12 protein-coding genes are annotated in these 9,722 nt (G+C 65.5%); 9 read left to right on the plus strand and 3 right to left on the minus strand.

Annotated elements, in window-relative coordinates:
- Positions 1–686 (plus strand): LLM class F420-dependent oxidoreductase (locus ACE5CZ_RS09785; RefSeq protein WP_374947142.1); only part of this gene is annotated, 686 nt, incomplete at its 5' end.
- A gap of 19 nt (positions 687–705) precedes the next feature.
- Here ACE5CZ_RS09785 and ACE5CZ_RS09790 read toward each other — a convergent pair.
- Entirely contained in the window at positions 706–1,851 is a 1,146-nt protein-coding gene (locus ACE5CZ_RS09790; protein ID WP_374947143.1) for a glutamate--cysteine ligase, read from the minus strand.
- 246 nt (positions 1,852–2,097) lie between these two features.
- On the opposite strand from ACE5CZ_RS09790, the gene rpsP reads away from it, so the two are divergent.
- The 5 genes from rpsP to trmD all read left to right on the plus strand — a co-directional run bounded on the left by rpsP (position 2,098) and on the right by trmD (position 5,279).
- Positions 2,098–2,535: a 30S ribosomal protein S16 gene (gene rpsP / locus ACE5CZ_RS09795; RefSeq protein ID WP_374947144.1), complete on the plus strand. Its 438-nt coding sequence runs from the start codon at positions 2,098–2,100 to the stop codon at positions 2,533–2,535.
- A gap of 2 nt (positions 2,536–2,537) precedes the next feature.
- The gene (locus ACE5CZ_RS09800; RefSeq protein WP_055931512.1) at positions 2,538–2,774 is read left to right on the plus strand and encodes an RNA-binding protein; all 237 of its coding nucleotides are present in this window, start codon (positions 2,538–2,540) and stop codon (positions 2,772–2,774) included.
- Complete coding sequence (gene rimM / locus ACE5CZ_RS09805) at positions 2,761–3,384, plus strand: ribosome maturation factor RimM (protein WP_374947152.1); 624 nt, start codon at positions 2,761–2,763, stop codon at positions 3,382–3,384. The genes ACE5CZ_RS09800 and rimM overlap by 14 nt, the downstream gene beginning before the upstream one ends.
- Positions 3,385–4,018: 634 nt before the next feature.
- Complete coding sequence (locus tag ACE5CZ_RS09810) at positions 4,019–4,423, plus strand: endonuclease domain-containing protein (RefSeq protein WP_374947145.1); 405 nt, start codon at positions 4,019–4,021, stop codon at positions 4,421–4,423.
- A 124-nt stretch (positions 4,424–4,547) separates the two neighbouring features.
- Positions 4,548–5,279 (plus strand): tRNA (guanosine(37)-N1)-methyltransferase TrmD, encoded by a 732-nt coding sequence (gene trmD / locus ACE5CZ_RS09815; protein ID WP_374947146.1) that lies wholly within the window; start codon positions 4,548–4,550, stop codon positions 5,277–5,279.
- Here trmD and ACE5CZ_RS09820 read toward each other — a convergent pair.
- Positions 5,235–5,900, minus strand: coding sequence for a helix-turn-helix domain-containing protein (locus ACE5CZ_RS09820; RefSeq protein WP_374947147.1), 666 nt, complete (start codon positions 5,898–5,900; stop codon positions 5,235–5,237). The two genes, trmD and ACE5CZ_RS09820, sit on opposite strands and share 45 nt — an antisense overlap.
- Positions 5,901–6,082: 182 nt before the next feature.
- Between ACE5CZ_RS09820 and ACE5CZ_RS09825 the strand changes: the two genes are divergently transcribed.
- Positions 6,083–7,633, plus strand: a complete 1,551-nt coding sequence (locus ACE5CZ_RS09825; protein ID WP_374947148.1) for an NCS1 family nucleobase:cation symporter-1 — start codon at positions 6,083–6,085, stop codon at positions 7,631–7,633.
- Positions 7,634–7,666: 33 nt separating this feature from the next.
- A complete protein-coding gene (locus tag ACE5CZ_RS09830) occupies positions 7,667–8,404 on the plus strand; it encodes an aspartate/glutamate racemase family protein (protein WP_374947149.1) in 738 nt (245 codons plus the stop codon).
- A gap of 27 nt (positions 8,405–8,431) precedes the next feature.
- On the opposite strand, the gene map is transcribed toward ACE5CZ_RS09830, so the two are convergent.
- On the minus strand, positions 8,432–9,199 hold the full coding sequence (map, locus tag ACE5CZ_RS09835; RefSeq protein WP_374947150.1) for a type I methionyl aminopeptidase: 768 nt from the start codon (positions 9,197–9,199) through the stop codon (positions 8,432–8,434).
- Between the two features lie 84 nt (positions 9,200–9,283).
- Here map and ACE5CZ_RS09840 point away from each other — a divergent pair.
- On the plus strand, positions 9,284–9,722 hold a 439-nt coding region (locus ACE5CZ_RS09840), incomplete at its 3' end, for a hypothetical protein (RefSeq protein WP_374947151.1).

A 9,722-nucleotide genomic window follows, 5' to 3' on the forward strand; every position in this document is an offset into this window, starting at 1 on the left:
ACCCGCTGTCGGGCGATCCGGCGGGCCTGCACTTCGAGGGCTGGAGCATGCTCGCGGCCTGGGCCGAGCAGACGTCGACCATCGAGTTCGGTCCCCTCGTCACCTGCAACAGCTACCGCAATCCCGATCTGCTGGCCGACATGGCACGCACGGTCGACCACATCAGCGCCAAGACCCCCGGAGCCGAGGGTCGTCTCGTGTTCGGCATCGGCTCGGGCTGGTTCGAGCGCGACTACGACGAATACGGTTACGAGTTCGGCACGGTGGGCCAGAGACTGGATGCGCTGGGCGAGGCGCTCCCACGCATCGAGGCGCGCTGGGGCGCGCTCAACCCGGCTCCCACCCGCAAGATCCCCGTGCTGATCGGCGGCGGCGGCGAGAAGAAGACCCTCAAGCTCGTGGCGAAGCACGCCACGATCTGGCACAGCTTCTCCGACGTCCCGACGCTCCAGCACAAGCTCGACGTACTGCATGCGCGTGCTGCCGATGTCGGTCGCGACGTTTCCGAGATCGAGATCTCGAACGACGTGAAACTCTCAGGCGCGTTCGGTTCTGCCGATGCCGCGGTTCTCGATGCGAAGGCCGAGGTGGGGGTCACGCTGTTCACGCTCGGAATCTCCGGGCCGTCTATCGACCTCGGGCCGGTCACAGACCTGCTTGCGTGGCGCGACGAGAAGAACACCTAGCCCCACGCTCGTTCCGGGCTCAAGAAACGGCGTGCCCGAGGCCGTGGCGCAGCTCGCGAGTGAGCGACGCGACCACGGCTTTGAGGCTTCCGCCGTTCTCCTCGGCGACGCGCAACTGGCGCTGGTAGCTGGCTCCGTGCTCGAGGATCAGATTCACCTGGGCGAGTTCGTCGACGCAGTCGAGTCGCTCGGCGATCGGGGCGAGTGTGGCCAGCAGTTCTCGCAGGTCATCGGTGACCAATTTCTCGGCGCCCTGCGCATCCACGATGATCTCGGCGTCGAGGCCGTAGCGCGCAGCGCGCCATTTGTTCTCTCGCACATACCAGGGCTGCAGGGTGGGCAGGGTCTCGCCCGCGTCGAGCCGGTCTGACATGTGCTCGACCAGGCACTGGATGAGAGCGGCGACTGCCCCGATCTCTTCGGGGCTCGAGAGGCCGTCGCAGGCGCGCATCTCGATCGTTCCCCATTGGGGCGAGGGGCGGATGTCCCAACGCACCTCTGTATGGTCGTCGACGATTCCCGTGACCTTCATGTCGTCGACGTACGCCTCGTACTCGCTCCACTCGGCGAACTGGTAGGGCAAGCCGGCGGTAGGGAGCTGCTGGAACATCAGGGCGCGGTTCGACGCGTAGCCGGTGTTCTCGCCCGCCCAGAATGGGCTCGACGCGGAGAGCGCCTGCAGGTGCGGGTAGTAGTTGAGGAGGCCGTTCAACAGAGGGAGCACCTTGTCGCGGCTCTCTACGCCGACATGCACGTGGATGCCCCAGATCATCATGTTGCGCCCCCACCACTGAGTGCGGTCGATGAGCTTGTGGTACCGCTCCTTGTCGGTGACCTGCTGGTCGAACCATTGCGCGAACGGATGCGTGCCCGCGCACATGAGTTCGACATCCAGTGGATCGGTGATGGCGCGCACCTCGGCGAGCTGCCCCTGGAGGTCGTCGACGGCATCCGACACCCGCGTATGCACGCCGGTGACGAGCTCGACGGTGTTCAGCAGCAGTTCTTCGGTGATGCGCGGATGGGCCTCGCCGCCCGGCCCGCGAAGGGACTGCAGCACCTCGCCGGCGACGTTCACCAGGTCGCCGGAACTCTGTTCGACGAGCGCGATCTCCCACTCGATGCCGAGTGTCGAGCGGTCGGATTGAGCGAACGAGATCTCCATGAGCGGCTCCGATCGATAGCAGCGGGTCGCCTCATCCTGACAGACTCGGCCGATCACGCTCCCGAATTACGCGCCCACGGCGAATATCTGACAGAATGATCTGTCGAGTCTGCCCGCCCGACCCTCTAATCAGGTTGCGGCAGAACCCTCGAGAACTTTTTACGCCGAGTGTGCACCCCACGCTCACGGCTGCCAGTTCACCCACATTGAGGCCCAGCAGGGCCGAGAAAAAACCTAGGAAGAATTGTGGCTGTAAAGATCCGTTTGAAGCGCATGGGCAAGATCCGTGCACCGTACTACCGCGTCGTCGTGGCCGACTCGCGCACCAAGCGCGACGGTCGTGTCATCGAGGAGATCGGCCAGTACCACCCGACCGAGGAGCCGTCGGTCATCAAGATCGAGTCCGAGCGGGCGCTCTACTGGCTCGGTGTCGGCGCGCAGCCGACCGAGCAGGTCGCCGCACTCCTCAAGCTCACGGGCGACTGGGGCAAGTTCACAGGCGACAAAGACGCGGTTTCGACCGTTCGTTTCAAGGAGCCGAAAGAGGCGTTCGTCGCCGACGAGAAGAAGAAGCCGGTTCTGAAGCCCAAGGCCGAGGTTCCTGTTGCAGCTCCCGTAGTGGCAACGCCCGAAGAGGCGCCGGCTGCCGACGAGGCTCCCGAGGCCGAAGCAGAGAAGGCCTAGCCTTGCTCGCTCCTGCTCTCGAGCACCTGGTCAAGGGCATCGTCGACAAACCTGCCGACGTGCATGTCATTGCGAAGAGTTCTCCGCGCGGCGAGGTTCTCGAGGTGCGCGTGCACCCCGATGACCTCGGCCGCGTGATCGGTCGTGCGGGTCGCACCGCCAAGGCTCTTCGCACGCTCGTCGCGGCGCTCGCCGACGGCAAGCGCGTTCGTGTAGACGTGGTGGATACCGATTTCTAAGAACGAGACGCAGCAACTCCGGGTTGGTCGCCTCCTGAAAGCCCACGGGCTCAAGGGGGCGATCAAGCTGGAGCTCTTCACCGACGATCCGGCACGTCGCTTCGTGCCGGGCGCGGTGTTCACCCTCCAGGTACCATCCGGGTCTCCATGGCACGGCAAGACCCTCGAACTCATCGAGCTCAAATGGTTCAACAGCCATGCAGTGGGCTTCTTCAAGGGAGTGCCCGACCGCACGGCCGCCGAAGGCCTGGTCAAGGCGATCCTCTGGATCGATCAAGACGCCGATGAGCAGTCCTCTGAAGAAGACGCCTGGTTCGACCACCAGCTCGTCGGCCTCGACGTGATTCGCGACGGCGAGAAGATCGGCGTCGTGCGCCAGGTCAACCACATGCCGGCTCAAGACCTCCTCGTCATCGAAACGCCGTCGGGCGAGGTGCTGGTGCCCTTCGTCAAGGCGATCGTGCCGGCCGTCGACATCGCGGCGGGAACGATGACTATCACGCCGCCGCCCGGCCTCCTCGAAGAGCTCCCGGAATCCGACGACGACGAGCCGGCCCCCGCGGCAGACTCCGCGTCCGCGGACACTGCCGCAGAGCCTGAGGCCGAGTAGACGCTTCACCGAAGGGGGAGGAGATTTCGTACCGCCGTCGCCGATAGGCGCGTGGACTGTCGAAATCTCCTCCCTTCGCGTTGTCCACAGATTGCCCCGCGCGTCGTTTCGGATGCGCGCCAGCCGCGAGCATATCCGTGTGGAACCTCTTATCGACGTCATCGCAACCTACGGCGGCGTCGCGTCGGTCAGCACACTGGCTGCGCACGGGTTCACGCCGACCGAGGTCGCTCGCGCAGTCAAGGCAGGCCGACTCTCAATCCCGCGGCGCCGTTGGGTCTCGACTCGGAACGCCGATCCCGCGCTTGTGTCGGCCGTGCGAATCGGTGGACACCTCACGTGCGTGTCCGCCCTCCGGCGCAAAGGTGTTTGGTGCGTCGACGACGGCATGCTGCACGTGGCCGTGGGAAGGAACGCGGGTCATCTGAGCTCGCCGCACGACAGATCGGTTCACCTTGCAGATCCGGCTCGACACGGTGTGCGCCTGCATCGAGGAACGGCGGTTCTTTCGCCGGGGGAGCTCGACGTTGCTGTCGACAGAGTACCGGCGGCGCTTCGTCACCTCGTATTGTGCCAGCCGCGCGAGGAGGTCATAGTCGCACTGGACTCGGCTCTGAACAATCGCTTCGTCGGCATGTTCGATGTGCGTCAGATCTTCGAGTCTCTTCCGACGAAATACGGCCCCTACCTCGAGCTCGTCGACCCGTCGGCGCAGTCCGGACTCGAGACGAAGGCCCGGCTCCGGCTTCGTTCGCTGAACATTCCCTATCGGGCCCAGGTTGCTATCGACCGAGTCGGGCGTGTCGACCTCGTCATCGGAGACCGTTTCGTAGTCGAGCTGGACAGCAAGACGTGGCACACGAGCTTTGCGGCCTACACGGAGGATCGCCGTCGGGATCTCGCATTGGTAGAGCGAGGATACGTAGTTTTGCGTGTGACTTATGACCAGGTCATGAACCAATGGCCGGCGGTCGAGCGCGCGGTTCGAGCTGTCGTGCGGCGGGGCGAACACCGCTGGGCCGCCCGACATCGACACTGACTGCGCACGACTGGCATGGGAGGAGATCTGAGGCATCCGACGGCAATAGAGCGACGGTGCACCCGATTCTCCGCCCGAGGTCCGCAGCGGCGGCGGGCACCGCGCGCGCAGCTAGGCTTTCAGGATGCGTATCGACATCGTCTCGATCTTTCCGAGCTTCTTCGACTCGCTCGACATCTCGCTGCTCGGCAAGGCCCGCCAGTCGGGGCTCATCTCGCTCGGCGTGCACGACCTGCGCGACCACACTCACGACCGGCATCGCAAAGTCGACGACACCCCCTTCGGCGGCGGAGCCGGCATGGTCATGAAGCCCGAACCGTGGGGCGAGGCGCTCGACACGATCCTGGATGCCGCACCCACGGCATCCGGCGCCCCTCTCGTCATCTTTCCCTCGCCGGCCGGCGAGGTGTTCACCCAGAAGATGGCGCGCGAACTGTCGACGCGAGAGCATCTCGTGTTCGGATGCGGACGGTACGAGGGCATAGACCAGAGGGTGTTCGACGACACGGCCGATCGAGCCGAGGTTCGTCTGGTCAGCCTCGGCGACTACGTGCTGAACGGCGGCGAGGTCGCCGTGATGGCGATGATCGAGGCCATCGGCCGGCTCATTCCGGGTGTGGTCGGCAACCCCGAAAGCCTCGTCGAGGAATCGCACGAAGACGGCCTCCTCGAGTATCCGAGCTACACGAAGCCCGCCGAGTGGCGAGGACGCGCGGTTCCGCCGGTGCTGCTCGGAGGCAACCATCGCCTCATCGCCGAATGGCGCAGGGGGCAGCAGCTCGAACGCACTGCTCGCGTGCGACCCGATCTTCTACGAGTGAACGATCACCCAGACGGCGACGCAGGGCCCGCCTGACCTGTTGCTCAACCGGTGGGGCCTCGTCGCGGGAAACGTGATGGAGTCGCCGGCCTGCAGCGTCACATCCTCGCCTTCGAATGTGATCGTGAGGACTCCCGACGTGATGCTGCCGATCTCGAACCCGTCGTGCCGGATGAGGTCGCCGTGGGCGCTGCCTGTGGATCCCGCCGGGTAGGTCGATTCGAAGATCTCGAGGCTGGGGACGGGGCCGGGGGAGAGTCGACGGTAGACCACGCCCGATTCGAGGTTCATAGCGGGCACGCGCCCGGCCCGGGAGATGACGTAGCCGTCGCGCTCTATCGGCTCGTCGGCGAGCCCGGCCAGACGGTCGCCCAGTGTGGCGGCGGTCGTGGATGCGGCAGCCGATTCTGCGCCGGGGAACTCGAACGCGGCCGAGAGGGGCACGTCGAGCGCGGTCACGATCGCGATGAGGCGATTGACCGAGGGAACCATCGTTCCGGTCTCGATCTGGGAGACGGCGCTGGCGGAGATATCGAGTTCGCGGGCAAGGGCTCGCAGCGACAGCCCCGACTGGGTGCGGAGTTCGCGCAGTCTTCGGCCGAGCGACTCGTTCGCGGTGAGGGCCGTCTCGTCACCGAATTCGAACTCGTCTCTCACCGGTCAATTGTCACACGCCTGTAACAGGCGCGAAATCGGGCGGGGAGTGTTAAGCAATAGCTTTATGAGCATCGACGGAGCCCGCGGATCTGCCGGATAGGGAACGTGAGCCGCATCGAAAAGTTCACCGACCAACACCTTTTACCACCTGTCGCATCACTGATGAGAAACCGGAGAATTCCATGACCGAGGTCATAAACGCAAAGCGGGGAAAGCCCGGCGACGTGCTCGAGGCTGCGGGGCTGCCTCTGGGCAGCGGCGTCGTCGAGACGTTCCACGATCCACGCCTCAGCAACGAGGATCTCGCGCCCCTCAAGAAGCAGACCTGGGGCGCCTACAACTTCTTCGCCTTCTGGATGTCGGACGTGCACAGCGTCGGCGGATACGTCACCGCCGGCAGCCTGTTCGCACTGGGGCTCGCCAGCTGGCAGGTGCTGATCGCACTCCTCGTCGGCATCACCATCGTGTACTTCCTCTGCAACCTCGTCGCGAAGCCGAGCCAGCAGTCCGGTGTTCCCTACCCGGTCATCTCGCGCACGGTGTTCGGGGTGCTCGGGGCCAACATCCCCGCCATCATCCGCGGCCTGATCGCGGTGGCCTGGTACGGCATCCAGACCTATCTGGCCTCGGCGGCGCTCGTCGTCGTCGCGCTCAAGCTGTGGCCCGAGCTCGCGGCCATCGCGGATGCCGACACCGTCGGTTTCGCAGGCCTGTCGCTTCTCGGCTGGATCGCCTTCCTTATTCTGTGGGTGGCCCAGGCGTTCGTCTTCTGGCGTGGCATGGAATCGATCCGCAAGTTCATCGACTTCTGCGGACCCGCTGTCTACGTCGTCATGATCGTCCTCGCGATCTACCTGGTGTCGCAGGCGGGCTGGGAGAACATCGACTTGAACCTCGGCTCGGTTCAGTTCGAGGGCTGGGACGCCGTTCCGGTCATGCTCGGCGCCATCGCGCTGGTCGTGTCGTATTTCTCGGGCCCGATGCTGAACTTCGGCGACTTCTCGCGCTACGGCAAGTCGTTCACGGCGGTCAAGCGGGGCAACCTCCTCGGTCTGCCGCTCAACTTCCTCGTGTTCTCGATCCTCGTCGTGATCTGTGCCGCGGCCACCGTGCCGGTGTTCGGCGAACTCATCACCGACCCGATCGAAACCGTCGCCCGCATCGACAACGTCTACGCGATCATCCTGGGCGCCTTGACCTTCGCGATCGCCACGGTCGGCATCAACATCGTGGCGAACTTCGTCTCACCGGCCTTCGATTTCTCGAACGTCGCTCCGCAGAAGATCTCGTGGCGCATGGGCGGCATGATCGCCGCAGTCGGAAGCATCTTGATCACTCCGTGGAACCTCTACTCCAGCCCGGAGATCATCCACTACACGCTCGACACCCTCGGTGCGTTCATCGGCCCGCTGTTCGGTGTGCTGATCTGTGACTACTACATCGTGCGCAAGCAGACGGTCTACGTCGACGACCTCTACACGATGAGTGAGAAGGGTCGCTACTGGTACAAGAAGGGCTTCAACCCGAACGCGGTCATCGCCACCGTCGTCGGAGCGCTGCTCGCGGCCAGCACGGTGTTCATCACGCCGCTGCAGGGCGCCGCCTCGTACGCCTGGTTCATCGGCTGCGGCATCGCCCTGGTCGTCTACTGGGTCGCCGAGAAGGTCAGCCCCCAGGCGGCGCGAAGCATGCAGGCCGCCGAGGAGCACGAGACCGCCTCGGTCATCCAGTAGTCATCGACCGCACCATCGAACGGACACGCACCCGTGCACATCACCGTGATCAACCCGAACACCACCCGGGCCATGACCGACATGATCGGTTCCTGCGCCCGGGGGGTGGCCGGCCCCGGAACTCGGATCACCGCCGTGAACCCGCCCATGGGACCGGCGTCGATCGAGAGTCACTACGACGAAGCCTTGTCGGTGCCGGGCCTGCTGCATGAGATCGCGGCCGGCGAACGGGCGGGGTCTGACGGGTACGTCATCGCGTGCTTCGGCGACCCGGGTCTGGATGCCGCTCGCGAGCTCGCGGGCGGCCCGGTCGTGGGCATCGCCGAGGCCGCGATGCACGCGGCAACCCTGGTGGGGCGCAGCTTCAGCATCGTCACGTCGCTGTCGCGCACTGTCGGCCGGGCTCACGATCTCGTGCGGCACTACGGCTTCGCAGACCGGTGCGTCGGCGCGTACGCCTGCGACATCCCGGTTCTCGCCCTCGACGATCCGTCGAGCGAGGCGGCCCAGGTGATAATCGACCTCTGCCGAACGTCGATCGAGCGCGACAACGCCGACTCGATCGTGCTCGGATGCGCGGGAATGGCCGACCTCTGCAGCTACATCTCGGCGGAGGTCGGCGTTCCCGTCATCGACGGGGTGAGTGCCGCCACGAAGCTGGTCGAATCGCTCGTCACCCTCGGGTACTCCACCTCGAGGCGCGACGAATTCGCACGTCCGTTGCCCAAGCGGTACCTCGGCGACCTGGCGGCTTTCGAACTCGTCGACTGAGCGAACTCGTTTCGGCGTCAGGCTCGGCTACGAGCGGGCGGTCAGAACGACGGGGCCGTTCTCGGTGATGGCGATGGTGTGCTCCGAGTGCGCGCCTCGCGAGCCGTCGGCGCTGCGCAGCGTCCAGCCATCCGGATCGGTGACGATCTTGTCTGTGGTCTCGAGGAACCACGGCTCGATGGCGATGACCAGACCCGGTCGCAGGGGGAGCCCCCGGTTCGGGCGACCGTTGTTCGGCACGTGGGGATCGCCGTGCATAGTGCGCCCCACCCCGTGCCCGCCGAAATCGGTGTTGACCGAGTATCCGGCGCCGGCCGCGACGTGACCGATCGCCGCCGAGATGTCTCCGAGGCGTCCGCCGACCAGGGCGGCCGCGATGCCGGCATCCAGAGCCCGTTCGGTCGTCTCGATGACCCGCAGGTCTTCAGGGCGGGGGGTGCCCACGATGACCGACACGGCAGAGTCGGCGACCCAGCCGTCGACGGATGCGGCGAAGTCGAGACTCACCAGGTCGCCGTCACGCAGAACGTAGTCGTGGGGGAGCCCGTGCAGTACCGCGTCGTTGACCGACGTGCACAGCACCTTTCCGAAAGGGCTGGCGCCGAACGACGGGTGGTAGTCGATGTAGCAGGATTCGGCGCCGCGGGCTCGGATCATGTCGTGCGCGATCGCATCGAGCTTCAACAGATTCACGCCGACGGCGGCCCTCGACCTCACCTCGGTGAGCACGTCGGCGACGAAGCGCCCCGCCGCCCGCATCTCGTCGATTTCTGTGGGCGTGCGCAACTCGATCATGGGTCTATTCTGCCCGCGTTCCCGTTCGCCTGGGGCGCACAGCATCCCAGTCAATTCCCGGCCGAACGCGCCTACCCTGAACACGTGATCATTCGTCGGGCCTTCTACTCCGTTTTGTTCCCCGCGGCAGTCCTGCTGCCGGCCTGGATGCTCGTCGGCAGCGCGATCTTCGGCGGCGGTGGCTGGCAGACCCTCGGGGTGCTCCTCGCGAGCATCGTGCTGTTCGTCGCTCTTGCGGCGATCGCGGCAATCGTCTTCGCGCGGCCCGGGGTGCGCACCTCGAAGGCGGTCTCGTGGCTCGACGTGGCGATTCTCTCCGTCATCTCCGCATCAGCGATCACCCTCGGCTTCGACACCGTCGCATCGACGGCCGCTACGGTCGTGCTCATCCTCGCCGTCATCGGCGGCTTCTGGGGCGCGATCTGGCAGTTCTTCACCGAGGCCCGCAAGCGGGTACAGGATGTCTTCGCCTCCTTCGAGGTTCCGCCTGCGGCTTCGGCTCCGGCTTCGGGTTTCGGCCCCA

Source organism: Agreia sp., from assembly GCF_964263775.1.
GTDB lineage: Bacteria > Actinomycetota > Actinomycetes > Actinomycetales > Microbacteriaceae > Agreia.